This window comes from Comamonas koreensis, assembly GCF_014076495.1.
GTDB lineage: Bacteria > Pseudomonadota > Gammaproteobacteria > Burkholderiales > Burkholderiaceae_C > Comamonas > Comamonas squillarum.
This window is the reverse complement of sequence record NZ_CP043575.1, coordinates 1772030-1795593: the sequence shown is the minus strand read 5'-3', so window position 1 is coordinate 1795593 and position 23564 is coordinate 1772030. Positions and strand designations below refer to the sequence as shown.

Here is a 23564-nt window from a genome sequence, read left to right as displayed (position 1 = left end):
TGCGGGCGGCCCTCCCCGGGTGGCCCTACCCGGGCAGCCCTCCCCGGGTGGCCCTACCCGCTCAGCCCAGCAGGTCCAGCGCGTCCTGGTAGGCGGGTTGGCGCATCAGCTCATCCCAGGGCTGGGGGACGGTCTCGGGCAGCAGCGCCAGGCGGCGCGATTCCGAATCCTCGTCGGGCTGCCAGCGGCCGCTGCGCAGCGCGTCGTCCATGCCATCGAGCAGCTCATCGACATGGGCGCCCAGGCCCAGGCTCTGGTTGCACAGCAGCACCATGTCGCAGCCGGCGGACAAGGCGGCCAGCGCGGCCTCGGTGTAGCTGATCAAGCTCCCATTGATGCGGCGCGCGCCTTCCATGCTCAGGTCGTCGCTGAAGATCGCGCCGTCATAGCGCAGGCGCGTACGCAGCACATCCTTGAGCCATTTCTCGCTAAAGCCGGCCGGGCGCTTGTCCACCTTGGGGTAGATGACATGGGCGGGCATCACGGCCGTCAGCACGCTGCTCAGCCACGGGTAAGGCGCGGCATCCTCGGCCAGGATGGCAGTCAGGCTGCGCCCATCGACGGGAATATCCACATGCGAATCGGCTTTCACAAAGCCGTGGCCGGGGAAATGCTTGCCGCAGTTGCCCATGCCCGCCTGCAGCAGGCCATGCATGAGGCTCTTGGCCAGCATCGCCACCACGCGCGGGTCGCGGTGAAAGCTGCGGTCACCGATCACCGAGCTTTCGCCATAGTCCAGATCCAGCACCGGGGTAAAGCTGAAATCCACCGCGCAGGCGCGCAGCTCGGCACCCAGCACATAGCCCGCTGCAGTGGCGGCATTCATCGCGCGCATCGCGCCGCTGCCCATGCGGTGTTGGCGGCCCTGGCCGTCGTCCATCCACATCTGGCCAAAATGGCGCATCGATGGCAGGTGCGTGAAGCCATCGGTACGGAAGCGCTGCACGCGCCCGCCCTCATGGTCCACACAAATGAGCAAATCGGGCTTGATGGCCTTGATTTGCGCGCACAGCTGCACCAGCGCCGAGCGGCTCTCCCAGTTGCGGGCAAACAGGATGACGCCCCCCACCAGCGGGTGGGCCAGGCGGGCGCGGTCGGCATCGGTCAGGGCCTTGCCGGCGATATCAATGATCAGAGGAGCGTGCATGGGAGGGATGCGGACAATTCAAAAACGGGCCCTGGCAGGGCCCGGGGAGCGGGAATCAGAGCTTTTCGACGACGCAAAAGCTCGCGGCATAGTCGACCTCGTCGGTCACGGTGATATGGGCCGTCAGCCCTTGCGCCTCGAACCAGGCGGCCAGCTCGCCATGCAGCCGGATGCCCGGCTTGCCGCTGGGCAGGTTGATGACCTCGCAGTTGCGCCAGGTCATCGGCATGCGCATACCCAGGCCCACGGCCTTGCTGAAGGCCTCCTTGGCCGAAAAGCGGGTGGCCATGTAGCGCACGCCCCGGTCAGGCCAGCGCTCGCTGCGGCGGCGCCAGACGGCCAGCTCGCCCTCGGCGAGCACCTTGTGGGCAAAGCGCTCGCCCTGGCGCTCCAACGTAGCGCGGATGCGGCGGATATCGCAGATGTCGGTGCCAATACCGTAGATCATGCTGTCACAGACCTGGGCGTGCGGTTACAGCAGCACGCCATCGGCGCGGGCATCGAGCGAGCGGCGGTAGGCACGCACGGCTTCGGCGTAGCCCATCTCCAGCGCATCGGTGACAAAGGCGTGGCCAATCGACACTTCCAGCACCTGGGGCACATGGGTCACAAAGGGGGTGAGGTTGCGCAGGCTCAGGTCATGGCCGGCATTGACGCCCAGGCCCACAGCCTGCGCCGCCTTGGCCGCGGCCACGTAGCGCGCCAATTGCACACTTTGCTCCGGCGTGCCAAAGGCGGCCGCATAGGGCTCGGTGTAGAGCTCGACCCGGTCGGCGCCCACCGCCTTGGCAGCGGCCATCTGCTCGGGGATCGGGTCCATGAACAGGCTCACGCGCACACCCAGTGCCTTGCACTCGTCCACCAGCGGCTTGAGGCGCTCGGCGTCTTGCGGAAAGTTCCAGCCATGGTCGCTGGTGAACTGGTCCTCGCCATCGGGCACAAAGGTGGCCTGGTGCGGGCGGTACTGGCGCACGTAGGTCATCAGATTTTGGAAAGGATTGCCTTCGATGTTGTACTCGCGCTTGACCGGCCAGGTGGCGATCACATCGGCCAGCCGCTCCACATCGCCCGGGCGGATATGGCGCTCGTCCGGCCGCGGGTGCACGGTGATCCCCTGCGCGCCCGCTTCCAGGCACAGACGTGCCGCACGCGTCACGCTGGGGATGTCCAGGTGGCGGGTGTTACGCACCAGTGCCACCTTGTTGAGGTTGATAGACAGGGCAGTTTTCACGGGGGTAGTCATAGTGATTGGATATCCATCATCAACTGGCGCGTACGCAATACCGGCTGACCACAATGGTGTTGCAGCAGCGTACGCAACTGAACTTTTAACTCTGCGGCGCACAACACGCAAGCCCTGAGCACTGCGGGATAGGGGTTTGCAGCGGACAGCGCTTGCTCCAAGCCCTCCCATTGTGCACCGCTTAGCCCCGCCCTGTCCTGCCCATGGGCCTCGCGCAGGCCGGCGTCGGGCACCAGCACATAGCGGGTGGCGGGCTGGAGCGGCTGCAGCGACAGGGTTTGCGCCGCCAGCGATGGCAGCAGCCCCAGCTCGCGCAGCAGCAGCAGCTCAAAGGCGCGCAGCACGGGCTCGAGCACCTCGCCATGGTCGGTGGCCAGCACCCGCACCACACCGGCATAGATGTCGAACAGGTTGGCAAACGGGTCTTCGCGCGCCAGCAGCCGCATCAGCAGCTCATTGAGGTACAGGCCCGAGAGCAGGCCCGCGCCCACCGGCATCGTGTGGCCGCCTACCCACTCGGCGCTTTTGAGCGTATGGATGTCCGAGGCCCCCTCGCCCGCGATGCCCCAGGACAGGCGCAGCGGCTGCAAGGCCAGCAGCACCGGCCTAAAGTTGGACGTGGGTTTTTTAACGCCCTTGGCGACCAGGGCTACGCGTCCCCGGTGCCGTGTAAAGCATTCCAGCACCAGGCTGGATTCGCTCCAGTCATACCGGTGCAGGATGTAGGCCGGTTCTTCATTGACGCGCTTGACAGCCATGGCTCAGGGGGTGCAGTACGTGACCCCGTTGGGGCCAGAGAAGAGATCGGGTATCACGCACTGGGCGCCGACCGGGCACAGCAGGCGGTGGGCCGGTATGCGCCAGGCTTGCGCTTATTCGTAGCCGAAGGACTTGACCCGGGCCTCGTCATCGGCCCAGCCGGACTTGACCTTGACCCAGACTTCCAGGAACACCTTGGCGCCCAGCAGCTTTTCGAGCTCCTGGCGTGCCTCGGTGCTGATGCGCTTGAGCTTCTCGCCCTTCTCGCCAATCACCATGGCCTTGTGGCCATCACGTTCGACAACGATGGTCGCTGCAATGCGCATGAAGCGGCCATGCGTCTTGCTGGGCTCCTCGTCGAACTTGTCGATGACAACGGTCGAGGTGTAGGGCAGCTCATCACCGGTGAAGCGAAAGAGCTTCTCGCGCACGGTCTCGGACGCCAGGAACTTCTCGCTGCGGTCGGTCAGCTCTTCAGGACCGTAGAACCAGGCCTGCTCGGGCAGGTACTTTTCGCAGATGCCGAACAGGCGCTCGATATCGCCCTTGTTCTTGGCCGACATCGGCACGAATTCGGCAAAGGGGTGGCGCTCCTGCATGTCGCGCAGCCAGGGCGCAATCTCGTGGCGGCGGTGCACGGTGTCGAGCTTGTTGGCGATCAGCAAGGTGGGAATGCCGGGCTTGAACAGCGACAGCACCTTGGCGTCGGCCAAGGTGAAGCTGCCCGCCTCCACGACAAACAGGATCAGGTCCACATCGCCGATGGCGCCCATCACCGTCTTGTTGAGCGACTTGTTCAAGGCGCGCGAGTGGCGGGTCTGAAAGCCCGGCGTATCGACAAACACGAACTGGGTGTTGTCCTTTGTGCGGATACCGGTGATGCGGTGGCGTGTGGTCTGCGCCTTGCGCGAGGTGATCGAGATCTTCTGGCCGACCAGGGCATTCATCAACGTGGACTTGCCCACATTGGGCTTGCCGACGATGGCAATCAGACCGCAGCGCTGCGGGCCGGTGGGCGCGGCAGGCGCCTCGGCCTGGTCGGCATCGGGGGCGCTGACGCGTGCCACAGTCGCGCCGGGCTTGGCGGCCGCGAGCATCGCATCCAGGTCAGAGAGGGTCTGGCCCGAAGGCAACAGCTCTGCAGGGTCTTGGCCAGCAGCGCTTGGAGATAGGGGTTTTTTCGAGGTCATAAAAAGCTTAGCGATGCTGGGTCTGCAGTTGTTGCAACATGATGGCAGCTGCCGCCTGCTCGGCCGCACGGCGCGATGCGCCAGCGCCTTCGCTGCGGGCCTGAAAGGCCGGCACCACACAGTCGACATGGAAGGTCTGCGCATGCGCAGCCCCGGTTGTGCCGGTCACCACATACTCCGGCACCGATTTCTTGCGTGCCTGCAGCCACTCCTGCAGCGCCGTCTTGGCATCCTTGGATGCGGCGGGCATGTGCTGCGAGATTTCGACACGCTCATAGAGATGATGCACGATCGCCTCGGCCCGCGTGTAGCCGGCATCCAAGTAAACCGCTCCAATAATCGCCTCGACCGCATCGGCGAGTATCGAGGGGCGCTCACGCCCCCCCGATTTAGACTCCCCTTCGCCCAGGCGCAGCACCTTGGCCAGCTGCAGGCGCAGCGCAATCTGGTGCAAGGTGTCTTGCTTGACCAGGTTGGCGCGCATGCGCGAGAGCTCGCCCTCCGGGGTGCCCTTGAGCTTCTGGAACAGCATCGTCGATACCGCCAGGCCCAGCACCGAGTCGCCCAGAAACTCCAGGCGCTCATTGTGATCCGCACAAAAACTACGGTGCGTTACCGCTCGCTGCAGCAACGCACCGTTCGCAAAAGAATACTGCAGGCGTTCCTGCAATCGACTGAGTTCTGATTCCACCTACTTCACACTATCGTTAAAACGGAAGACCAGAAAGGCTGGCCCGTACAAGGGGATGTCCCGCTCGTAGCTGTAGGACACCACAATCTTGCCGTCCGTGTCTTTGGTCACTTCCAAATCCTTGGCATTGACCGAGGTCATGTCATCAATCGCCTGCGAGCGCTCATAGATGGCGCGCACTTCCTGCACCGTCGTGCCCTGGCGGGCAGCCTTGACGGCGGCCTTCTTGATGTTCATGTTCTCGATCACGATCGGGACTGCCTTGCTGCCCACAATGGCCAGGGCCACGATGATGAAACCCCAGAGCACCACACCGATGAACGACATGCCGCGCTGGCGCTGCCGGGGTGCTTGTTTCATAGCCTGCATAGTCAATCCCTCTTAGAAAACTTTTTTAGTTAAACGGTCCGATACGCTTGATGTTACCGAAATTCATCCAGACAAAGAAGGCCCGGCCGACAATATTGGCATCCGGCACAAAGCCCCAGTAACGGGAATCCAACGAGTTGTCGCGGTTGTCACCCATCATGAAGTAATGGCCTTCGGGCACCTTGCAGGTCACGCCCTCGACGCTGTAGCGGCAGTTGTCCTTGTACTTGAAATCCGTCACGCCCTGCACGAAGTTGGGCACGTCCGGGTTGATGATGGAGCGGTGCGGCTTGTCGCCCAGCTGCTCTTCAATCTGCTTGAAGTAGCGCATCGCATCCTGCTCGAAGTAATCGGGCTGGTTGGTCGTCGGCACCGCCTTGCCATTGATGGTCAGGCGCTTGTTGATGTAGGCCACCTCGTCACCGGGCACACCCACCACACGCTTGATGTAGTCCATGCTCGGCTGCGGGGGGTAGCGGAACACCATCACATCGCCGCGCTTGGGCGCCGTGCCTTCGGTGATCTTCTTGTTGATCACCGGCAGGCGCACCCCATAGGTGAACTTGTTGACCAGGATCAGGTCGCCCACCTGCAAGGTGGGAATCATCGAGCCCGACGGAATCTTGAAGGGCTCAAACAGGAAAGAGCGCAGGATGAAGACCACCGCGATCACCGGAAAGAGGCCCGCGGTCCAATCCAGCCACCAGGGCTGCATCAACAGGCGCGCCTTGCCTTCTTGCACATCGTCGCCGTCAACCTTGTCGATGCCCTGGGCATCGAGCTGGCGGCGCCGCTCGGCCGCCGAGACCTCGAGCTGGGCAGCGGCCGCCTGGCGCCGGGGGAAGAAGTAAAAGCGCTCTGCCAGCCAGTAGGCGCCGGTGATCACCGTGGCCAAAAACAGCAGCAGTGCAAAATTGCCTTCGATGGCGCCGCTGTACCAGGCGCCCATATAGGCCACAAAAGCGGCCAGAATCAGTGTTGTCAGGAGTTGCATAGCGTTGTTCTTGGCTTCTTCTCTTCTTAATCGTCCACTTGCAAAATCGCCAGGAACGCCTCTTGGGGCACTTCCACCGAGCCGATCTGCTTCATGCGCTTCTTGCCGGCCTTCTGCTTTTCCAGCAGCTTGCGCTTACGCGTGATGTCGCCACCATAGCACTTGGCCAGCACGTTCTTGCGCATGGCCTTGACCGTTTCGCGGGCGATGATGTTGGCACCAATCGCCGCCTGGATCGCCACGTCGAACATCTGGCGGCTGATGATTTCGCGCATCTTGGCAACCACGGCGCGGCCACGGTAAACCGACTGCGAACGGTGCACGATGATGGACAGCGCGTCCACCTTCTCGCCGTTGAGCAGGATGTCGACCTTGACCACGTCGGAGGCCCGGTATTCCTTGAACTCGTAGTCCATCGAGGCATAGCCACGCGAGACCGATTTGAGCTTGTCAAAGAAGTCCAGCACGATCTCGCCCAGTGGCATCTCATAGGTCAGCATCACCTGGCGGCCGTGGTAGGCCATGTCCATCTGCACACCGCGCTTCTGGTTGGCCAGGGTCATCACCGGGCCGACATAGTCCTGGGGCATGTAGAGGTGCACGGTCACGATGGGTTCGCGCACCTCTTCGAGACGGCCGGCATCTGGCATCTTCGAGGGGTTTTCCACATCGACGAGTTCGCCATCGGCCTTGAGCACCTGGTAGACCACGCTGGGCGCGGTGGTGATCAGGTCCTGGTCGAACTCGCGCTCGAGACGCTCCTGCACGATTTCCATGTGCAGCAGGCCCAGGAAGCCGCAGCGAAAGCCAAAGCCCAGCGCCTGCGAGACTTCGGGCTCGTAGTGCAGCGCCGCATCATTGAGCTGGAGTTTTTCCAGCGCATCACGCAGCTGGTCGTACTCGGACGCTTCGGTCGGATACAGGCCGGCAAACACCTGGGACTTGACTTCCTTGAAGCCCGGCAGCGGCGCGCTGGCCGGGCCCAGGTTGTTGGGCAGCTTCTTTTCCAGGGTGATGGTGTCGCCCACCTTGGCGGCCTTCAGCTCCTTGATGCCGGCAATGATGTAACCCACCTCGCCGGCCCTGAGCACATCGCGCGACTCGTTGGCGGGCGTGAACACGCCCAGGCTGTTGGCCTCATAGGCCGCGCCGGTGGCCATCATCTTGAAACGCTCGTTCTTCTTGAGCTGGCCGTCGACCACGCGCACCAGCATCACGACGCCCACATAGGGGTCAAACCAGCTGTCCACGATCATCGCGCGCAGGGGTGCCTCGGGCTCGCCCTTGGGTGGCGGCACCTTGGCCACCACGGCTTCCAGAATTTCTTCAATGCCCATGCCTGTCTTGGCCGAGCAGGGAATCGCATCGCTCGCATCAATGCCAATCACATCCTCGATCTCGGCCTTGGCATTGTCCGGGTCTGCATTGGGCAGATCCATCTTGTTGAGCACGGCAAACACTTCCACGCCCAGGTCCAGCGCGGTGTAGCAGTTGGCCACTGTCTGCGCTTCGACACCTTGGGAGGCATCGACCACCAGCAGCGCGCCTTCGCAGGCCGACAACGAGCGCGAGACTTCATAGGAGAAGTCCACGTGGCCGGGGGTATCGATCAGGTTGAGGTTGTAGACCTTGCCGTCCTTGGCCTTGTACTGCAAGGCCGCCGTCTGCGCCTTGATCGTGATGCCGCGCTCTTTCTCGATGTCCATCGAGTCCAGCACCTGTGCCTCCATGTCGCGCTCAGCCAGGCCTCCGCAATACTGGATCAGGCGGTCCGCCAAGGTCGACTTGCCATGGTCAATATGGGCAATGATGGAAAAATTACGAATGTGCTGCATTAACAAACAACGGAAAAAGGCCTGGAATCTGGCGCGCACGCCAAAGGGGCTGGAGATTCCAGCCAAAACACGCATTGTAGGCAAAAAGCAATGCACCCCGGCGGGGATGGCTCGATCCCGCCAGGGTGCCACTCGATGCGACCTATTCCGCCTTCATCAGTGCCACTGCATCTCGCCCTTGGCCACCTTGGCGCTCAGCGCCAGGCTTTCGAGGCCGCCCAGGTTGGGGAAGCGCTGCTTCATCGCCGCTTCCAGCGCCGCGCCATCCTTGGCCTTGGCCGTTTCTTCGTCAAAGGCGCGGATGTAGTCAGCGGTGAAGTCCAGCGCCGCCGTGCCAGCGGGCATCACGCCGGCAAAGTGGCCGGGGATCACGACCTCCGGGTTCAATGCCTTGATGCGCGCCAGCATCGCCAGCCAGTCGCTATGCGACTGCGGCGTCTGGGTATCGGCCATCCAGACATGCTCACCGGCCAGCACCGGGATGCCACCGGCCACGGTCTTGATCGACGGAATCCACACCACGGTGCGGTCCGGTGTCGGGCCATCGAGGCCGATCAGCTGCAAGGCCTGGCCATCCACCTGCAGGCTGTCGCCTTGCAGCGGCTGGGGCACCACCAGCTGCTTGGGCGCGTTCTCACCCAGCTGCGGCCCCCAGACCTTGAGCTTGGCGTCCTTGGTGGCCTCGATATGGGCAATGGTCTGCGGTGTGGCCACAATCCTGGCCTCGGGGAACGCGGCCTGCAGGGTGTCCAGACCAAAGTAGAAGTCCGGGTCGCCATGGCTGATATAGATCGTCGTCAGGCGCTTGCCGGTGGCCTTGATCTTGTCGGCCAGCTTGCGCGCCTGCTCGGCCGAGAACTGCGCATCGATCAGCAGCACCTCGCTCTTGCCCTGCACCAGCACCGAGGACACGGCAAAGATCGCCTGCTCGCCCGGGTTGAAGACCTCGGTGGTCAGCGCAACTTGCTGGGTGTCGGCCGGCGCGGGGGCTGCCGGCGCACTGGCGGCTGGCGCAGCAGGCGCCGATGCCGTGCTGCTGCGCTCACAGCCGGCCAACAGGGCGGCGGCCAGTGCGCAGGCCGACAGCGTGTAGTAGTGTTGTTTCATGGTCGTGTTTGCTTTCAAAAGAGAAGTGAAAAAAGGTGGGCGCAGGCGAGGCTGCACCCCAGGGATTCAGACATCGGCAGCGATGCGCTCTGCAATAGCTTGCGCAATCGCCGCCTGCAGTTTTTCCAGCTCCCGGGCCAGACTCTCGCGCTGGCGAAAGCGCTTTCCCGCGCGCTCATACCAGTTCTCGGCGTCTTCCAGATCGCCTTCTTGCAAATGCACGATGCCATGCAGCCAGGCGGCCATGAGGCCGGAGTAGCGCTGCACACCATCGTGGGCGGCATGCCAGTCGCCCGCTTGCAACCGGGCCGCCAGCACTTGCAGCTCGCGCAGTTCGTCGGCGCTGTACATGGCCGTCATGGCTGCATCGCTTGCAGCATGGGGGCGCTGTCCACCACCTGCTCCATGCGGATGATCTGGCCATCGCGCAGCTGGTACAGGTGCGAAAAGCTCGCCACCATGGCCTTGCCGCTGGCGCGGTGCGTGCCGGTGTAGCGGCCAAAAGCGGCGACCCGGTCGCCATCGGCCAGGTAGGTATGTACCTGAGCGCTGAACACCGCCCAGTCGCTGCCAATCCGCGCAAATACGCCCTCCACGATCTGCGCCGCGCCAACATACTGGCCCGCATAGGGCGAGCCTGCAGCCTCGATCCACAGCACCTCGGGCGCGAGCGCGGCCATCAAATGGCGGGCGTTGTCCTCGGGGCTGCCTTCATAGGTGGCAGCAATGGTGTCCAGGTTGCTGGTGGTCATACAGTCTCCGTACAGGTTCAGGCGGCCAGCCATTGCGCCACAAAGGCTTCGGGGTTGGAAAAAGCGGTGCTTGCGTTGAGCAGCTGGCGCTGGCCATCGCGCTCCAGCACAAAGCTGGGCACGCCTTGGGCGCCCAGCTCGCGCATCAGCTGCCGGGCCTGCGCCACGCGTGCGCTGTTGGCTTGCAGCAAAGCGGCATCGGGCTGCGCCAGCCGGGCGGCCGCGTCATCCAGGCCCAGGCCGCGCAGCAACTCCAGCAACACGGCGATGGCGGTGTTGTCCAGCCCATCGACATAGCGCGCATGCTGGATCGCCTTGAGCGCCTCGGCCTCGCGCTGCGGCGCGGTCAGGTGCACGGCAGTGAGCGCCACCGTGGCCGGGCCACTGTCAAACATCTGCTGGGGCTTGTCCAGCACCTCGCTGCGGTAGCGCTGGCTAAAGGGCTGGCCGGTCAGGCGCTCGATACGCTGGTCATTGCTCCAGGCGTAGGCCGCAAAGGCCTCATCCATGGGGCGGGCACCTTCGCCCGAGAAAAGGCCGCTGGGCAGCAGCTGCAGCTGCTCGCCACTGCGCTGCACCAGGGTTTCCAGCAGCGGGCCCGCGCCATAGCACCAGCCGCACAGGGGGTCAAAAAGGTAGTACAGACGTTTCATATCTATTCCATATCGGATGCAATGCCGCCATAGTAGGTGGTTTGGATTGGCAAATAAATAGATATCAAATAGATAATTCGTATGCAAAAAGCAAACAATGTGAACGATACCAGCCTTGGCCACTTCTCCAACCTCAAGCGCCTGGCCTATTTCAGTGCGGTGGTCGAGACCGGCAGCTTCACGGCCGCCGCCGAGCGCCTGGGCATCACCAAGGCCGTGGTCAGCCAGCAGGTGGCCCGGCTGGAGGCGGACTTCCGCACCAGTCTGCTCACCCGCAGCACGCGCAAGGTGGCCCCCACCGATGCGGGCCAGGCCTTCTACCAGCGCTGCGCACTGATCCTCAAGGAAGCCGCAGACGCCTTTGATGAACTGTCACAGTCGGCCCAGGCACCCTCGGGCACCTTGCGGCTGACCGCCCCGCTCGACTACGGCATCGCGGCCATCGTGCCGGCGATTACCGCGTTCTGCCGCCGCTACCCGCAGTGCAAGGTCGATGCGTCGCTCAGCGACCAGTCGCTGGATTTGATGGACGGCCAGGTGGAGCTGGCCATCCGCGTGGGCTGGCTCACCGAGCTGCATCTGCAGGCGCGCCAGATCGGCAGCTTTCGCCAGCTGCTGGTGGCCGCACCTGCCTGGCGCAGCCAGCTGGCTGGCATCCAGGAGCCCCAGCAGTTGCGCGCCCTGCCCTTTGTTGCCAACACGGCGCTGCGCGAACCGCTGCACTGGAGCTTTTCGCGCAGCGCGCTGGAGCGCCAGAATGTCAATATGCCCTCGGTGCTGTCGCTCAACGCCACGATGGCCGTGCGCGAGGCAGTGCGCCACGGCGCGGGCCTGTCGGTGCTGCCCGACTATGCGGTGGCGGACGACCTGCACAGCGGCCGGCTGCTGCAGGTGCTGCCCGACTGGAAGCTGCCCTCGGGCGGCATCCATGCGGTGTTCCCTGCCGCGCGCTTTCGCCCAGTCAAGGTGCGTGCCTTTGTCGAACTGCTGCAAGAGCAGCTGGCGCAGCAAGAGACCCATGACGAAGGCCCCCACACTCCGAAAAATGGGCCGTCCGCTGCACCCCATTGAGGAGCTGGGTACGATCGATCACGCCTGCGGCACCGGGCCGCAGTGCAACCCCGCTTGACAGGAGACCCCAGCATGGCAGCAGCAGTAGAACGTGGCGAGATCGGCCAGTACCGTGGCGTAAAGATAGAACTTGTCACGGTGGACGCCACCGGGGCGCAGGTCGACCTCTCCTGCGCCTGCATGTTCACGCATGAAGTGGACCACCAGCCCCTGGCAGGCGGCCTGGCCAACCTCGATGCCGCCCTGGGCGGCCAGCTGGCCCAGGCCCGGCGCGATGGCGCCTTCCGCGCCCAGCCGCTCGAGACGCTGCTCATCACCCCGCCTGCGGGCGCCGCGCAAGCCGCTGCCATCTTGGTCATCGGCATGGGCCACCCCGAAGACTGGAGCCCGGCGACCAGCGCAGCGGCCGTGGCCTGCGCACTGCGCGTCGGCCAGTTGCGCAATGCCCGCAGCATTGCGATCGCGCCCAGCATTCTGGACACCGGCATCCACTCCGATGAAGACGTCAACGGCCCCATGCTGCATGGCTTCAAGACCCAGCTCGATGCGCTGCACCAGCTGCACAGCCTGGGGCTGGCGCCCGCGCCTGCGATCGGGCACTGGGTGTTTGACACCGGTGCCGCCCACTACCCGCACAAGCTGCAGCAGTACCAGCAAGCGTTTGCATCCATGATGGGCTGAGGGTCTGCAAAACCGCAGCCTTGACCGCTGCGGCATGCGGCCTACAATGGGCCGCTTCTTTACCTGTGCGAGGTCTTCTACCCATGCGCCATTGATGCTGCCGTCTTGTTGACGGCCCCACGTCCCGCCCCTTGATGGCAGCGGCTGCCCTGTCTAACGGGCGCCAAGGCTGCAGGCTCACCAGCCATGGCGCGGGGATGTTCGGCATCGATGACATCGCACGGGTATGACAGACACACATTTGGCGCTGCATGGCGTCTCCTATTCGCTGCCGCAAGGCCGGCCGCTTTTCTCCGATCTCCACGCCCGTTTTGACCGCCAGCACACCGCGCTGGTCGGCCGCAATGGCGTGGGCAAAACGGTGCTGGCACGGCTGCTGGCCGGCGAGCTCGAGGCGACGCGTGGCCGCATCAGCCGCGCAGGCCGCATCCACTACCTGGCGCAGAACCTGCTGGTGCAGCACCCCGGCCAGAGCATTGCCGCGCTGGCTGGGCTGGCGCCTGCACTGGCGGCCTTGCAGCGCATCGAGCAAGGCAGCAGCGACCCGCAGGACTTTGCCCTGGTGGCCGAGCGCTGGGATCTGCGCCAGCAGTTCCAGACCCTGCTGCAAGACAGCGGCTTGCCCGCGCTGCCCGCAGAGACCCCGGCCAGCGCATTGAGCGGCGGCCAGGCGATGCGCTTGGCGCTCTTGGGCGCGCAACGGGCCCAGGCCGATTTTCTGATTCTGGACGAGCCCAGCAACCACCTCGATGCCGCGGGCCGCGCCGCACTGGCGCAGCGCCTGCGGCATTGGCCCGGCGGCCTGCTGCTGATCAGCCATGACCGGCGCCTGCTCGCGCAGATGGAGACGATTGCCGAGCTGAGCAGCCAGGGACTGCAGCTGTACAGCGGCTCCTTTGGCGGCCACCAGCAGGCCCAGCAGCAGCGCACGCAACTGGCGGCGGATGCGCTGGCCCGCAGCAAGCAGGAGCGCAAACGCGGCGAGCAGGCGCTGCGCGCGCAGCAAGAGCGGCAGGAGCGAAGGCAGGCCAGAGGCGCAAAAGAGGGCAAGCAAGCCAACCAGGCCAAGATCCTGCTGGGCGGCGCCAAGCAGCGCGCCCAGGCATCGTCAGGCAAACTGCTGACCCAGCATGCCACTGCCCGCGAGGCGCTGAACGCCCGCGTCAGCGAAGCGGCCCAGGCCATCGACTGGCAGGCCGGCCCCATCCACTGGCAGCTGCCGCCCGAGGCCTTTGATCGGTGCCGCAGCAGCGATGCCATCGTTGCCGAGCTGCAGGCGCTGCAGTCACCGCGCCTGCCCGGCGCGCAGCCCCTGAACCTGCAGCTGCGCGCGGGCCAGCGCCTGGCCATCACAGGGCCCAATGGCAGCGGCAAAAGCAGCCTGCTGCAGATCCTCGCCGGCCAGTTGGCCCCCAGCGCCGGACAGCGGCAAGTGCATGTGCCCTGGGCCATGCTGGACCAGCAGCAAAGCGGGCTGGACCCGGCGCAAAGCCTGCTCGCCCAGCTGCAGCAAAGCAACTGCCAGACACCGGAAGGCGTGCTGCGCATGCGCCTGGCGCAGCTGGGGCTCGATGCGCGCTGCATTCTGCAGCCCAGCGGCCAGCTGAGCGGTGGCGAACGGCTCAAAGCTGCGATGGCCTGCGCGCTGTACCGCGATGCGCCCGCGCAGCTCCTGCTGCTGGACGAACCGGACAATCACCTGGACCTGTCCGCACTGCAAGCGCTGGAGGACATGCTGCGCAGCTACCCGGGCTGCCTGGTTGTTGTCTCGCACGATGAGGCGCTGCTTGATGCGCTGGCGCTGACGCACCAGCTGGCGCTCGATAGCGACCGCTGGCAGATGGCGCCATGGAGAAACGATGCACCCATTTAGCCACCACCTGGTGGTACCCGGAAGTTCTCGCTGATGCGCTGCTCGGCGCGCTGGCACAGATCCAGCCAGCGGCGCCAGCGCCTGGCCAGCCAGCCGAGCGGCAGCTGGGCAGCTATAGGTGGCGGCTGCTGGAGCCTGGAATCGGGGAGTGGTCGAGGGTTTTGCATGGACACCGATGCTCGGCGCCGGCCAGACTTCTGTAAAGTTGAATTTCCTATGCATTCACTTCAGAAAAACTGATGCGAAACCTCAACCTCGACCAGGTGCAAACCCTGGTCGCCATCGCCGACCTGGGCACCTTTGCCGCAGCCGCGCAAGCGCTGCACCTGTCGCCACCGGCGATCAGCCTGCATATCAAGGAGCTGGAGGCGCGCATGGACACGGCCCTGCTGCTGCGCGGCCGGCGCCAGGCGGTGCTTACGGCAGCGGGCGAAGTGCTGGTGGCCCAGGGCCGCCAACTGCTCGACGCCAGCGATGAGCTGATCGACCTGGTGCAGCGCCGCGCCAGTGGCCGCGAAGGCCTGGTCAAGGTGGGCGTCTCGGCAGGGGTAAGCACACGCCTCTTGCCGATGATGCTCGAGCAACTCAGCCAGCGCAGCCCGGGCGTCGAGGTCAAGCTCGAAGCGGTGGGCTCGGCCGATGCGATGCAGCGCCTGCGCGCGGGATCGCTCGATGTGGCGATTGTGGCCAGCCCCCAGCCCAGCAGCGCCGAGATTGTGCTCACGCCCTGGCGCAATGACCCGATGGTGGTGCTGCTGCCCGCGGCCTGGAAGGCGCCCAAGCGGGTGACGCCGGACTGGTTGGCGGACAAGCGCTGGGCCTCGTTTGCGCCGGCCACGCAAATGCATGGGCTGATTGCCGGCTGGTTCGGCCAGGCAGGCCACCACCCCCGGCCATTTCTCACGCTCAGCTACCCCGGCGCCCTCAAAAGCCTGGCAGCGGCCAGCCAAAGTGCGGTGATCCTGCCGCTCGAAGAGGTGGAAGACCAGCTGCACCTGCCTGGCGTGCAGGTGCGCCAGCTCTGGCCCCGGCTGATGCGCCCCATGGCCGTGGCCCACCGCCGCGATGGCAGCCACAACCCGGCAGCCGCTGCAGTGCTGGAGGTGCTGGCCGCTTTTGCACTACCCCGCTGATGTCCTGTGTTTGACAGGGGGCAGCACCTCACGCCTGCCATCATGGCTGCATACCAACAAGGAGACATGCATGGCAGACAAGATCGGTTTTATCGGCCTGGGCCGCATGGGCAAGCCCATGGCCGCCAACCTCGTCAAAAAGGGTTTTGCACTGGTTGTGCATGACCTGAACCCGACAGCGGTCAAGGACCTGGTCGCGATGGGCGCGCAAAGCGCCGGCGTGGCCGAGCTGGCCCGCGACTGCAGCATCATCGTCACCATGCTGCCCTCGTCGGTGGAGGTGGAACAGACGGCGCTGGGCGATGGCGGCATCTTTGCGCATGCCCAGCCCGGCAGCATTCTGATGGACATGAGCACCATCGACCCGCTAGCGACCGACCGGCTGGCCCAGCAGGCCGCTGCCAAGGGCCTGACGATGGTGGATGCGCCCGTGGGCCGCCTGGCCGAGCATGCCGACCGGGGCGAGTCGCTCTTCATGGTGGGCGCGAGCGACGCCGATCTGGCCCGCGTGCAGCCCTTGCTCGACGCCATGGGCACCACCACGCACCACTGCGGCCCGGTGGGCACGGGCGGGCGCACCAAGCTGGTCAACAACTACCTGGCTGTCACCCTGACCCAGGTGAATGCCGAGGCGTTGGCGCTGTCGCAGCGCTTTGGCCTCGATATCACCAAGACCTTGCAGGTGCTGCTGGGCACCTCGGCCACCAATGGCCAGCTGCGCATGAACTTTGCCAACAAGGTGCTGCAGGGTGACACCACGCCGGGCTTCACGATCGACCTGGCCCACAAGGACATGTCGCTGGTCGTCGCTGCCGCCCATGCCAGCAAGGTGCCCATGCCGGTGGCCGCGGCCGTGCACGAGTCCTACAGCCTGGCCCGCGCCAGCCAGCATGGCGGTCTCGATTTTTCAGGCATGGCCGATGTGCTCTGCGGCCTGGCCGGCATTGACAAGCCGCGCGTACCCAAGGGATGGACACCGGGCTAAGGCGCCCACCCAGGAGGCGGTAATGTCAGCCTCCGTCCTATGGCCGCAGCCGCGCAAACGGGGTACAAAGGCTGCTGCTCCACCATCCGCAGCCTTGCCCATGTCCGCTCCCATCCCTGCCCATATCGCGTCGCTTTGGCGCAATAACGACAAGATTGCCGCCATCAAGCGCCTGCGCGAAGAAACCGGCATGGGCCTGGCAGAAGCCAAGCATGCGCTGGAATCACAGCTGGATGGCGGCGACGGCCATGAGCCGCCACGCGAGGGTGCCGCGCTGCGAACTGCCATCGAGACGGCATTGGCCCGGGGCGACAAGATCGTCGCCATCAAGCTGCTGCGGGATGCGACCGGCATCGGCTTGAAGGACGCCAAGGACCGCATTGAATCGGGCGACCCGCAGCAATGGCTGGTCGAGGCCCATTTGCCCCACACCCCCAGCCACCCAGCGCCCGCGCCCGCAGGTACCGCAGCCTGGATGGCCCCCGGCCATGAACCCGGCCGGGTGCAAAGCTCGGGCGCCTGGACGGCCGTATTCGTGGTGGTGCTGGCCCTGGTGCTGGCGGGCTGGTACTTCTGGCGCGCCTGATCGGCCCAGCACGCCAGCTTCTGAATCAGCGCAGAAAGTCCGCTGCGCTGTGCCGCTCGGGCATCGGCGAGCTACCGCGCACCTTGTTGACCCGCTGGCCGCGTTGCACCGCAGGGCGCTGCGCGATCTCATCGGTCCAGCGGCGCACATGCTGGTAGGACTCGACATCCAGGAACTCGGCCGCGTTGTAGACCTCGTTGTTCAGCAGCGCGCCATACCAGGGCCAGGCGGCCATGTCGGCAATGCTGTAATCCTGCCCAGCAATAAAGCGCTGCTCGGCCAGTTGGCGGTTGAGCACATCGAGCTGGCGCTTGACCTCCATCGCATAGCGGTTGATCGGGTAGGCCATCTTCTCTGGCGCATAGGCATAGAAGTGGCCAAAGCCGCCGCCCAGAAAGGCCGCACTGCCCACCTGCCAGAACAGCCAGTTCAGCACCTCGGTGCGGGCTGCGCCCTCCTTGGGCAGGAACTGGCCAAACTTCTCGGCCAGGTGCAGCAGGATGGAGCCCGACTCGAACACGCGTACAGGCGTGCTGCCGCTGCGGTCGAGCAGCGCGGGGATCTTGGAGTTGGGGTTGACCTCGACAAAGCCGCTGCCAAATTGGTCGCCTTCGCCGATATTGATCAGCCAGGCGTCGTACTCGGCCTCGGCAATGCCCAGCTCCAGCAGCTCTTCGAGCATGATCGTCACCTTGACGCCATTGGGCGTGCCCAGCGAATACAGCTGCAAGGGGTGCTTGCCCACCGGCAGCAGCTTGTCATGCGTGGCGCCCGCTTCGGGGCGGTTGATATGGGCGAATGCGCTCCCATTGCCTTTGTCCCAGGTCCAGACCTTGGGCGGTTGGTAGGCTTGATCCGACATGCTTTACCTCAGCTTTCTGTGTAGGGCTGGGGCCCACCGCTGCGGCCCGGCGGGGTGCGGGCGCAAGTGCGGTAAGGCCACCTGCTGCCGATCATAGAGAGGAGCCCAGCGCGCTGCAGCAGTGCCGAAAAAGACCACAACGCAGGTTGCGGCCCCTTGACGCCATCTTGATGCCAGCCCACGCAGTCTAGATATGCGCTCAATGCCAGGCTTTCTACAGTGGAGGCCTCTCCACCCAGGGCTTGACCTGCAAGCCAGCCTCCATGAAACCTGTCGCCATCCTCCAGCATGAAACCTCGCAGGGCCCAGGCGTGCTGCTCGCGCATTTGCAGCAGCACGGCATCCCCTATGCATTGATCAGGCCCTGCAACGAGGGCATCGCAGCCATGCGCGCGCGTGATTACCGCGGCATCATTGTGCTGGGCAGCAACCATTGCGCCAATGAGCAGCTGCGCTGGATCGAGCAGGAGCGCTGCCTGTTGCAAAGCGCCCTGGCGGCGGACGTGCCCGTGCTCGGCCACTGCTTTGGCGCGCAGATGCTGGCCCGTGCGATGGGCGCGCGCGTCTGGCGCAACCCCTGCGCCAACATCGGCTGGGGTCGCGTCTGGGTCACGCCCCAAGCCCAAGAACAGATGGACTTGCCCGCCGAGGCCACCATCTTCAACTGGCACTACGACAGCTTTGAGATTCCGCCAGGCGCAAGCCGCAGCATGTACGGCCGCCACTGCCTGAACAAGGGCTTTGTGCATGGACGCCATTGGGCCTTCCAAGGCCATCTGGAGGTCACCGCGCAAAGCGTGCGCGACTGGTGCGATGAAGGTGCGCCCGAGTTGCGCAGCGCAGCTGGCCCCGCCGTGCAAAGCCGGGCGCAGATCCTGGCGCAATTGCCCCAGCACATCCGCCAGTTGCACCAGATTGCCGCGCGCAGCTACAGCGCCTGGACGGCACAACTGCCGCGCCCGCGCCTGTTTTATATGCCGGTGTGGGGAGAGGCGCGCCTGGCGCTGGCATAAGCCGGCACCCACAAAAAAGCCGGGGCATTGCTGCACCGGCTTTGGACGAGGGAAAGCCTAAAAAGCTTAGACCTTCAGCACGGCCACGCCGCCCAGGTAAGGTTGCAGCGCTTCTGGCACCGTCACCGAGCCGTCAGCATTCTGGTAGTTCTCCAGCACGGCCACCAGGGTGCGGCCCACGGCCAGGCCCGAGCCGTTCAAGGTGTGGACCAGCTCATTCTTGCCTTGCGCGTTCTTGAAGCGGGCCTGCATGCGGCGGGCCTGGAAGGCTTCGCAGTTGCTCACCGAGCTGATTTCGCGGTAGGTGTTCTGCGCGGGCAGCCAGACTTCCAGGTCATAGGTCTTGGCAGCGCCAAAACCCATGTCGCCGGTCGACAGCGCCAGCACGCGGTACGGCAGGCCCAGGCGCTGCAGCACGTCTTCGGCATGGCGCGTCATCTCTTCGAGCGCCTCGTAGCTCTTGTCCGGATGCACCACCTGCACCATCTCGACCTTGTCGAACTGGTGCTGGCGGATCAGACCACGCGTGTCGCGGCCGGCCGAGCCCGCTTCCGAGCGGAAGCAAGGGCTGTGCGCCGTCAGCTTGATGGGCAGCTGGTCTTCGCTCAGCACTTCGTCCCGCACCAGATTGGTGAGCGGCACTTCCGAGGTCGGGATCAGGTAGAGCGCCGCAGTATCGTGCACCGGCTCGGCATCCTGGCCGCCCTTGTTGGCGGCAAACAGGTCCTGCTCGAACTTGGGCAGCTGGCCCGTGCCCTTGAGCGAGTCGCTGTTGACGATGTAGGGCACATAGCACTCGGTGTAGCCGTGCTGCTCGGTCTGCAGGTCAATCATGAACTGCGCCAGCGCGCGGTGCAGGCGGGCGATCGGGCCCTTCATCACCGTAAAGCGCGAGCCGGTCAGCTTGACGCCAGCCTCAAAGTCCAGGCCCAGCGGCATGCCGACATCGACATGGTCCTTGATCTCGAAATCAAAGCTGCGCGGCGTGCCCCAGCGGCGCACTTCGACGTTGGCCGACTCGTCCTCGCCCACCGGCACGCTCTCGTGCGGCAGGTTGGGCACGGCCACCAGCATGGCCTGCAGCTCGGCCTGCAGTTCATCCAGGCGCGTGGCCGACTGTTCCAGCTCGGTCTTCATCGCGGCCACATCGGCCTTGGCCGCTTCGGCCGCGTCCTTCTCGCCCTTGCCCATCAGCATGCCAATTTGCTTGGACAGCTGGTTGCGCTTGGCCTGCAGCTCTTCGGTGCGGGTCTGGATGGTCTTGCGCTCGGCCTCCAAGGCCTTGAAGGCTTCGACATTCAAAAACGCCTGGGGGCTCTTGCGGGTCTGCAAACGGGCGATGACCGAGTCCAGGTCTTTGCGTAGCAACAAAATATCAAGCATGAATTACCTCTTGGGGTGGGGCAGCGCCTAGGCCTGCCCAATGAAAGGGGGTGGGGGTGGGCACTGCCCACCGCGATCAACGGGAGTGGACGAGCCGCCAGGCCACCAGGCCTCGTTCAGCGACCCGTCTCCGGAGATCGTGCAGAAATCTCCAGCCCGCCGACATCGATTTTCAGGCCCTTGGGCAGCGGGAACTTCACGGTCTCTTCGATGCCATCCATCTTGCGCACCGAGGTCGCGCCCAGCACCTTGATGCGCTCGATCACCTGCTTGACCAGCACCTCGGGGGCCGAGGCGCCTGCCGTCAGGCCCACGCGGGCGATGCCGTCAAACCATTCGGGTTGGAGCTCGTCAGCGTTGTCCACCATATAGCCCGGCGTGCCCAACTTGACGGCCAGCTCGCGCAGGCGGTTGCTGTTGGAGCTGGTGGGGCTGCCCACGACGATCACCAGGTCCACCTGGCTGCTCATCACCTTGACGGCATCCTGGCGGTTCTGCGTCGCATAGCAAATGTCCTGCTGCTTGGGCTCGCGGATCTGCGGAAAGCGCAGCTTGACGGCAGCCGTGATCTCGGCGGCATCGTCCACGCTCAACGTGGTCTGGGTCACCACCGCCAGTTTGTCGGTCTGGCTGGGGTGGACATGGGCCACATCACCCACCTCTTCGACCAGGTGGATGCCTTCGGACAGCTGGCCCATCGTGCCTTCGACCTCGGGGTGGCCCTTGTGGCCGATCATGATGAACTCATAGCCCTCTTTGGCCAGCTTGGCCACTTCCACATGGACTTTGGTCACCAGCGGGCAGGTGGCGTCGAAAATGCTAAAGCCTCGGCGCTCGGCCTCCAGCTGCACGGCCTTGCTCACGCCATGGGCCGAGAAGATCAAGGTGGCGCCGGGCGGCACGTCATCGAGCTCTTCGATGAAGATCGCGCCCTTGGCCTTGAGGTCGTTGACCACATAGGTGTTGTGCACAATCTCGTGGCGCACATAGATGGGCGCGCCAAATTTCTCGATCGCACGCTCGACGATCTCGATCGCCCGATCCACGCCCGCACAAAAGCCGCGCGGCTCGGCCAATACGATTTCCTGGGGCCGCAACATGCTCAGAGCACCCCGATCAGCTGGACTTCAAAGGTCACCGGCTGGCTGGCCAGCGGGTGGTTGAAGTCAAATTGCACTGCGCCATCGTCGCGCACCTGCATCGCCACACCGGCATAGGTGCTGGCACCATCGGGGGTGGGGAACTGCACCACATCGCCCAGGGTGTACTGCTCCATCGGATCGCCCAGCTCATTGAGCAGGCGGCGCGCCACCCACTGCACCATGTCCGGGTTGCGCTCGCCAAAGGCTTCGCCGGCGGGAACGTGGAAGGTCGCATGCGTGCCCTCGGGCAGACCCAGCAGCAGGTTCTCGACCGACGGCGACAGCTCACCCATGCCCAGCGACAGGGTCGCGGGTTTGCCTTCAAAGGTGTTGATCACATCGCCCGCCGGGCCAGCCAGGCGGTAGTGCAAGGTCAGAAACGATCCGGGTTGTACCACTGGCGCATCGGCAGGCAGCGGCGTCACGGGGGCCATCGGAGTAGTCATGCAAATCCCTATAAACTGGGGTGTATTGTAGGTTGTAGGGTGAAACCCCTGCATGCAACCTGCATCAAAAGATCCCAGGCAGAGCCCGCGCCCCAGGCAGTGGTTTTGCCCGGTCCCCAGGCCACCGGCCGACAGCGAACCTCCAGGAGTGCCTATGAACACCCATCTTTGCTGCCTTGCCCCTGCCGCTGCCCGCGCTTGCGCAAGGCATGCACGGCCCCTGCCCTGCCCGTCTCGCGCCCAGCCGCTGCCGGGCCAGCTGCACTGAGAGGACGCCATGCCCCTCAAAGACATCCCTACCGACTGCCAGCCGCGCGAGAAACTGCTCGCCAAGGGCGCCGGCGCGCTGACCGATGCCGAGCTGCTGGCCATCTTGCTGCGCACCGGCATGGCCGGCAAGAGCGTGCTGCAATGGGCCGCTGAACTGCTGGCCCCGCGCCAGCCCGATGCCCCAGGCAGCTTTGGCGGCATCAACGGCCTGCTGCAGGCCAGCAGCGCCGAGCTCGCACAGGTCAAGGGCCTGGGCCCGGCCAAGCGCGCCGAGCTGATCGCGGTGCTGGAGCTGGCCCGCCGCGCGATGGCCCAGCAATTGCAGCAGCGCAGCCTGCTTGGCAGTGCCTCCACTGTCAAAGCCTATGTGCAGTTGCACCTGGCGCACAAGCACCATGAGGTGTTTGCCGTGCTGTTTCTCGACAGCCAGCACCAGCTGATTGCGCTGGAGGAATTGTTTCGCGGCACCCTGGGCCAGGCCAGCGTCTATCCGCGCGAAGTGGTCGTGCGGGCCCTGCACCACCACGCTGCAGCGGTGATCTTGGCGCACAATCACCCCAGCGGCCAGGTCACGCCCAGCCAGGCGGACCAGCAACTCACGCAGAGCTTGCAGGCCGCCTTGTCCCTGGTCGATGTGCGTGTGCTGGACCATATTATTGTTGGGCCCGGAGCAGCACTGTCGATGGCCGAGGAAGGTGAGATGTGAGTAAGCAGGACAAAACCGGCAGCGTGGCATCGCTGCGGGAGCTCAAGCAGCTGCGCAAGGCGCTGACGGCCTTGCAGGCCGAGCAGGCAGCCCAGCGCCAGCTGCAAGAAGCCGCCCGCCAGCAGGCGCTGCGCCAGAGCGAGCGCGACCGCCAGCTGTTTCGCCAGACCGTAGGCGCCGTGCGCCCGCTGCCCAGCAGCGGCCAGATCAGCGCCGAAACGCCCCCGCCCGACCCGCTACCGCTGCAGCACTGGGCCGACGAGCAGCGTGTGCTGCTCGAAGCGATGAGCGATGAGTTCGACGCCAGCACCCTGCTCGACACCGACGACCAGCTGAGCTTTCGGCGCAAGGGCATTGGCCGCGATGTGGTCCACAAGCTGCGCGCCGGGCACTGGACCATCCAGCGCCAGATCGACCTGCATGGCCTGCGCACCGACGAGGCGCGTCAGGCGCTGGGCAGCTTTATCCGTCAATCGCAGCGCCAGGGGCTGCGCTGCGTGCGCGTGGTGCATGGCAAGGGCCTGGGCTCACCCGGGCGCATGCCGGTGCTCAAAGGCCGGGTGCACAGCTGGCTGGTGCAGAAAAACGAGGTGCTGGCCTTTGTACAGGCGCGCCCGGCCGATGGTGGCGCCGGCGCCCTGGTGGTGCTGCTGCGTGCCGCATCGATGGCGGC

26 protein-coding genes and 1 pseudogene are annotated in these 23564 nt (G+C 65.0%); 9 read left to right on the top strand and 18 right to left on the bottom strand.

Features of this window, described 5'->3' with window-relative positions; all coding sequences use genetic code 11:
* Positions 1 to 61: 61 nt before the first annotated feature.
* From nagZ to F0Q04_RS08005, 13 genes are all read right to left on the bottom strand, one after another.
* On the bottom strand, positions 62 to 1147 hold the full coding sequence (nagZ, locus tag F0Q04_RS08065; protein ID WP_182345126.1) for a beta-N-acetylhexosaminidase: 1086 nt from the start codon (positions 1145 to 1147) through the stop codon (positions 62 to 64).
* Between the two features lie 55 nt (positions 1148 to 1202).
* A complete protein-coding gene (acpS, locus tag F0Q04_RS08060) occupies positions 1203 to 1595 on the bottom strand; it encodes a holo-ACP synthase (RefSeq protein ID WP_116924757.1) in 393 nt (130 codons plus the stop codon).
* 24 nt (positions 1596 to 1619) lie between these two features.
* Positions 1620 to 2390 carry a pyridoxine 5'-phosphate synthase gene (locus F0Q04_RS08055; RefSeq protein WP_027010795.1) on the bottom strand — a complete coding sequence of 257 codons (771 nt, stop codon included), beginning with the start codon at positions 2388 to 2390 and terminating at the stop codon, positions 1620 to 1622.
* The gene (gene recO, locus F0Q04_RS08050; protein ID WP_116924755.1) at positions 2387 to 3148 is read right to left on the bottom strand and encodes a DNA repair protein RecO; all 762 of its coding nucleotides are present in this window, start codon (positions 3146 to 3148) and stop codon (positions 2387 to 2389) included. The genes F0Q04_RS08055 and recO overlap by 4 nt, the downstream gene beginning before the upstream one ends.
* Positions 3149 to 3262: 114 nt before the next feature.
* Positions 3263 to 4246 (bottom strand): GTPase Era, encoded by a 984-nt coding sequence (era, locus tag F0Q04_RS08045; protein WP_116924754.1) that lies wholly within the window; start codon positions 4244 to 4246, stop codon positions 3263 to 3265.
* Positions 4247 to 4346: 100 nt separating this feature from the next.
* On the bottom strand, positions 4347 to 5030 hold the full coding sequence (gene rnc / locus F0Q04_RS08040; RefSeq protein WP_116924753.1) for a ribonuclease III: 684 nt from the start codon (positions 5028 to 5030) through the stop codon (positions 4347 to 4349).
* Complete coding sequence (locus F0Q04_RS08035) at positions 5031 to 5399, bottom strand: DUF4845 domain-containing protein (RefSeq protein ID WP_043339557.1); 369 nt, start codon at positions 5397 to 5399, stop codon at positions 5031 to 5033.
* Positions 5400 to 5424: 25 nt separating this feature from the next.
* Positions 5425 to 6393, bottom strand: a complete 969-nt coding sequence (lepB, locus tag F0Q04_RS08030; RefSeq protein ID WP_182345125.1) for a signal peptidase I — start codon at positions 6391 to 6393, stop codon at positions 5425 to 5427.
* Between the two features lie 26 nt (positions 6394 to 6419).
* Positions 6420 to 8228, bottom strand: coding sequence for a translation elongation factor 4 (gene lepA, locus F0Q04_RS08025; RefSeq protein ID WP_021026425.1), 1809 nt, complete (start codon positions 8226 to 8228; stop codon positions 6420 to 6422).
* Positions 8229 to 8384: 156 nt separating this feature from the next.
* Entirely contained in the window at positions 8385 to 9335 is a 951-nt protein-coding gene (locus tag F0Q04_RS08020; RefSeq protein ID WP_182345124.1) for an MBL fold metallo-hydrolase, read from the bottom strand.
* A 66-nt stretch (positions 9336 to 9401) separates the two neighbouring features.
* A complete protein-coding gene (locus F0Q04_RS08015) occupies positions 9402 to 9695 on the bottom strand; it encodes a hypothetical protein (RefSeq protein ID WP_232539548.1) in 294 nt (97 codons plus the stop codon).
* Positions 9692 to 10087, bottom strand: a complete 396-nt coding sequence (locus F0Q04_RS08010; RefSeq protein ID WP_116924918.1) for a nuclear transport factor 2 family protein — start codon at positions 10085 to 10087, stop codon at positions 9692 to 9694. Before F0Q04_RS08010 ends, F0Q04_RS08015 begins: the two co-directional genes overlap by 4 nt.
* A 17-nt stretch (positions 10088 to 10104) precedes the next feature.
* Entirely contained in the window at positions 10105 to 10740 is a 636-nt protein-coding gene (locus F0Q04_RS08005) for a DsbA family protein (RefSeq protein ID WP_116924750.1), read from the bottom strand.
* An 81-nt stretch (positions 10741 to 10821) separates the two neighbouring features.
* On the opposite strand from F0Q04_RS08005, the gene F0Q04_RS08000 reads away from it, so the two are divergent.
* The 3 genes from F0Q04_RS08000 to F0Q04_RS07990 all read left to right on the top strand — a co-directional run bounded on the left by F0Q04_RS08000 (position 10822) and on the right by F0Q04_RS07990 (position 14365).
* Positions 10822 to 11811, top strand: a complete 990-nt coding sequence (locus tag F0Q04_RS08000; protein ID WP_182345123.1) for a LysR family transcriptional regulator — start codon at positions 10822 to 10824, stop codon at positions 11809 to 11811.
* Positions 11812 to 11883: 72 nt separating this feature from the next.
* The gene (locus tag F0Q04_RS07995) at positions 11884 to 12492 is read left to right on the top strand and encodes a M17 family peptidase N-terminal domain-containing protein (protein WP_165841121.1); all 609 of its coding nucleotides are present in this window, start codon (positions 11884 to 11886) and stop codon (positions 12490 to 12492) included.
* A 226-nt stretch (positions 12493 to 12718) separates the two neighbouring features.
* Complete coding sequence (locus F0Q04_RS07990) at positions 12719 to 14365, top strand: ABC-F family ATP-binding cassette domain-containing protein (RefSeq protein ID WP_182345122.1); 1647 nt, start codon at positions 12719 to 12721, stop codon at positions 14363 to 14365.
* On the opposite strand, the gene F0Q04_RS07985 is transcribed toward F0Q04_RS07990, so the two are convergent.
* Positions 14362 to 14532, bottom strand: a complete 171-nt coding sequence (locus F0Q04_RS07985) for a hypothetical protein (RefSeq protein WP_165841120.1) — start codon at positions 14530 to 14532, stop codon at positions 14362 to 14364. The two genes, F0Q04_RS07990 and F0Q04_RS07985, sit on opposite strands and share 4 nt — an antisense overlap.
* 72 nt (positions 14533 to 14604) lie before the next feature.
* Here F0Q04_RS07985 and F0Q04_RS07980 point away from each other — a divergent pair, with 72 nt between their 5' ends.
* The 3 genes from F0Q04_RS07980 (at position 14605) to F0Q04_RS07970 (ending at position 17069) form a co-directional block, all read left to right on the top strand.
* Positions 14605 to 15498: a LysR family transcriptional regulator gene (locus F0Q04_RS07980; protein WP_116924746.1), complete on the top strand. Its 894-nt coding sequence runs from the start codon at positions 14605 to 14607 to the stop codon at positions 15496 to 15498.
* A 70-nt stretch (positions 15499 to 15568) separates the two neighbouring features.
* Complete coding sequence (locus tag F0Q04_RS07975; RefSeq protein WP_116924917.1) at positions 15569 to 16483, top strand: NAD(P)-dependent oxidoreductase; 915 nt, start codon at positions 15569 to 15571, stop codon at positions 16481 to 16483.
* Between the two features lie 100 nt (positions 16484 to 16583).
* Entirely contained in the window at positions 16584 to 17069 is a 486-nt protein-coding gene (locus tag F0Q04_RS07970; protein ID WP_182345121.1) for a ribosomal protein L7/L12, read from the top strand.
* Between the two features lie 25 nt (positions 17070 to 17094).
* Here F0Q04_RS07970 and yghU read toward each other — a convergent pair whose 3' ends face one another.
* Positions 17095 to 17931 (bottom strand): glutathione-dependent disulfide-bond oxidoreductase, encoded by an 837-nt coding sequence (yghU, locus tag F0Q04_RS07965; protein WP_182345120.1) that lies wholly within the window; start codon positions 17929 to 17931, stop codon positions 17095 to 17097.
* Between the two features lie 263 nt (positions 17932 to 18194).
* On the opposite strand from yghU, the gene F0Q04_RS07960 reads away from it, so the two are divergent.
* Complete coding sequence (locus F0Q04_RS07960; protein ID WP_116924916.1) at positions 18195 to 18944, top strand: type 1 glutamine amidotransferase; 750 nt, start codon at positions 18195 to 18197, stop codon at positions 18942 to 18944.
* Positions 18945 to 19010: 66 nt separating this feature from the next.
* On the opposite strand, the gene serS is transcribed toward F0Q04_RS07960, so the two are convergent.
* The 3 genes from serS to F0Q04_RS07945 form a co-directional block, all read right to left on the bottom strand.
* Complete coding sequence (gene serS, locus F0Q04_RS07955; protein ID WP_182345119.1) at positions 19011 to 20327, bottom strand: serine--tRNA ligase; 1317 nt, start codon at positions 20325 to 20327, stop codon at positions 19011 to 19013.
* A 116-nt stretch (positions 20328 to 20443) separates the two neighbouring features.
* The gene (gene ispH, locus F0Q04_RS07950; RefSeq protein ID WP_021026409.1) at positions 20444 to 21427 is read right to left on the bottom strand and encodes a 4-hydroxy-3-methylbut-2-enyl diphosphate reductase; all 984 of its coding nucleotides are present in this window, start codon (positions 21425 to 21427) and stop codon (positions 20444 to 20446) included.
* Between the two features lie 2 nt (positions 21428 to 21429).
* Positions 21430 to 21915 carry an FKBP-type peptidyl-prolyl cis-trans isomerase gene (locus F0Q04_RS07945; protein ID WP_232539547.1) on the bottom strand — a complete coding sequence of 162 codons (486 nt, stop codon included), beginning with the start codon at positions 21913 to 21915 and terminating at the stop codon, positions 21430 to 21432.
* Positions 21916 to 22192: 277 nt separating this feature from the next.
* Between F0Q04_RS07945 and radC the strand changes: the two genes are divergently transcribed.
* The gene (radC, locus tag F0Q04_RS07940; RefSeq protein WP_116924741.1) at positions 22193 to 22891 is read left to right on the top strand and encodes a RadC family protein; all 699 of its coding nucleotides are present in this window, start codon (positions 22193 to 22195) and stop codon (positions 22889 to 22891) included.
* Positions 22888 to 23547: pseudogene (locus F0Q04_RS07935) on the top strand (Smr/MutS family protein); the annotation flags it as partial. The gene radC and the pseudogene F0Q04_RS07935, both read left to right, overlap by 4 nt.
* Positions 23548 to 23564 lie beyond the last annotated feature (17 nt).

What these genes read in the sequence shown, in the direction of transcription:
- F0Q04_RS07945 (WP_232539547.1), bottom strand. Translation starts at nt 21,915, where the DNA reads ATGACTACTCCGATGGCCCCCGTGACGCCGCTGCCTGCCGATGCGCCA.
- era (WP_116924754.1), bottom strand. Translation starts at nt 4,246, where the DNA reads ATGCTCGCGGCCGCCAAGCCCGGCGCGACTGTGGCACGCGTCAGCGCC.
- F0Q04_RS07960 (WP_116924916.1), top strand. Translation starts at nt 18,195, where the DNA reads ATGAAACCTGTCGCCATCCTCCAGCATGAAACCTCGCAGGGCCCAGGC.
- lepA (WP_021026425.1), bottom strand. Translation starts at nt 8,228, where the DNA reads ATGCAGCACATTCGTAATTTTTCCATCATTGCCCATATTGACCATGGC.
- F0Q04_RS07980 (WP_116924746.1), top strand. Translation starts at nt 14,605, where the DNA reads ATGCGAAACCTCAACCTCGACCAGGTGCAAACCCTGGTCGCCATCGCC.
- F0Q04_RS07970 (WP_182345121.1), top strand. Translation starts at nt 16,584, where the DNA reads ATGTCCGCTCCCATCCCTGCCCATATCGCGTCGCTTTGGCGCAATAAC.
- F0Q04_RS08005 (WP_116924750.1), bottom strand. Translation starts at nt 10,740, where the DNA reads ATGAAACGTCTGTACTACCTTTTTGACCCCCTGTGCGGCTGGTGCTAT.
- serS (WP_182345119.1), bottom strand. Translation starts at nt 20,327, where the DNA reads ATGCTTGATATTTTGTTGCTACGCAAAGACCTGGACTCGGTCATCGCC.
- lepB (WP_182345125.1), bottom strand. Translation starts at nt 6,393, where the DNA reads ATGCAACTCCTGACAACACTGATTCTGGCCGCTTTTGTGGCCTATATG.
- F0Q04_RS08010 (WP_116924918.1), bottom strand. Translation starts at nt 10,087, where the DNA reads ATGACCACCAGCAACCTGGACACCATTGCTGCCACCTATGAAGGCAGC.
- F0Q04_RS08020 (WP_182345124.1), bottom strand. Translation starts at nt 9,335, where the DNA reads ATGAAACAACACTACTACACGCTGTCGGCCTGCGCACTGGCCGCCGCC.
- F0Q04_RS08015 (WP_232539548.1), bottom strand. Translation starts at nt 9,695, where the DNA reads ATGACGGCCATGTACAGCGCCGACGAACTGCGCGAGCTGCAAGTGCTG.
- F0Q04_RS08035 (WP_043339557.1), bottom strand. Translation starts at nt 5,399, where the DNA reads ATGCAGGCTATGAAACAAGCACCCCGGCAGCGCCAGCGCGGCATGTCG.
- yghU (WP_182345120.1), bottom strand. Translation starts at nt 17,931, where the DNA reads ATGTCGGATCAAGCCTACCAACCGCCCAAGGTCTGGACCTGGGACAAA.
- acpS (WP_116924757.1), bottom strand. Translation starts at nt 1,595, where the DNA reads ATGATCTACGGTATTGGCACCGACATCTGCGATATCCGCCGCATCCGC.
- recO (WP_116924755.1), bottom strand. Translation starts at nt 3,148, where the DNA reads ATGGCTGTCAAGCGCGTCAATGAAGAACCGGCCTACATCCTGCACCGG.
- nagZ (WP_182345126.1), bottom strand. Translation starts at nt 1,147, where the DNA reads ATGCACGCTCCTCTGATCATTGATATCGCCGGCAAGGCCCTGACCGAT.
- ispH (WP_021026409.1), bottom strand. Translation starts at nt 21,427, where the DNA reads ATGTTGCGGCCCCAGGAAATCGTATTGGCCGAGCCGCGCGGCTTTTGT.
- F0Q04_RS07990 (WP_182345122.1), top strand. Translation starts at nt 12,719, where the DNA reads ATGACAGACACACATTTGGCGCTGCATGGCGTCTCCTATTCGCTGCCG.
- radC (WP_116924741.1), top strand. Translation starts at nt 22,193, where the DNA reads ATGCCCCTCAAAGACATCCCTACCGACTGCCAGCCGCGCGAGAAACTG.
- F0Q04_RS07975 (WP_116924917.1), top strand. Translation starts at nt 15,569, where the DNA reads ATGGCAGACAAGATCGGTTTTATCGGCCTGGGCCGCATGGGCAAGCCC.
- F0Q04_RS07995 (WP_165841121.1), top strand. Translation starts at nt 11,884, where the DNA reads ATGGCAGCAGCAGTAGAACGTGGCGAGATCGGCCAGTACCGTGGCGTA.
- F0Q04_RS07985 (WP_165841120.1), bottom strand. Translation starts at nt 14,532, where the DNA reads ATGCAAAACCCTCGACCACTCCCCGATTCCAGGCTCCAGCAGCCGCCA.
- F0Q04_RS08000 (WP_182345123.1), top strand. Translation starts at nt 10,822, where the DNA reads ATGCAAAAAGCAAACAATGTGAACGATACCAGCCTTGGCCACTTCTCC.
- F0Q04_RS08055 (WP_027010795.1), bottom strand. Translation starts at nt 2,390, where the DNA reads ATGACTACCCCCGTGAAAACTGCCCTGTCTATCAACCTCAACAAGGTG.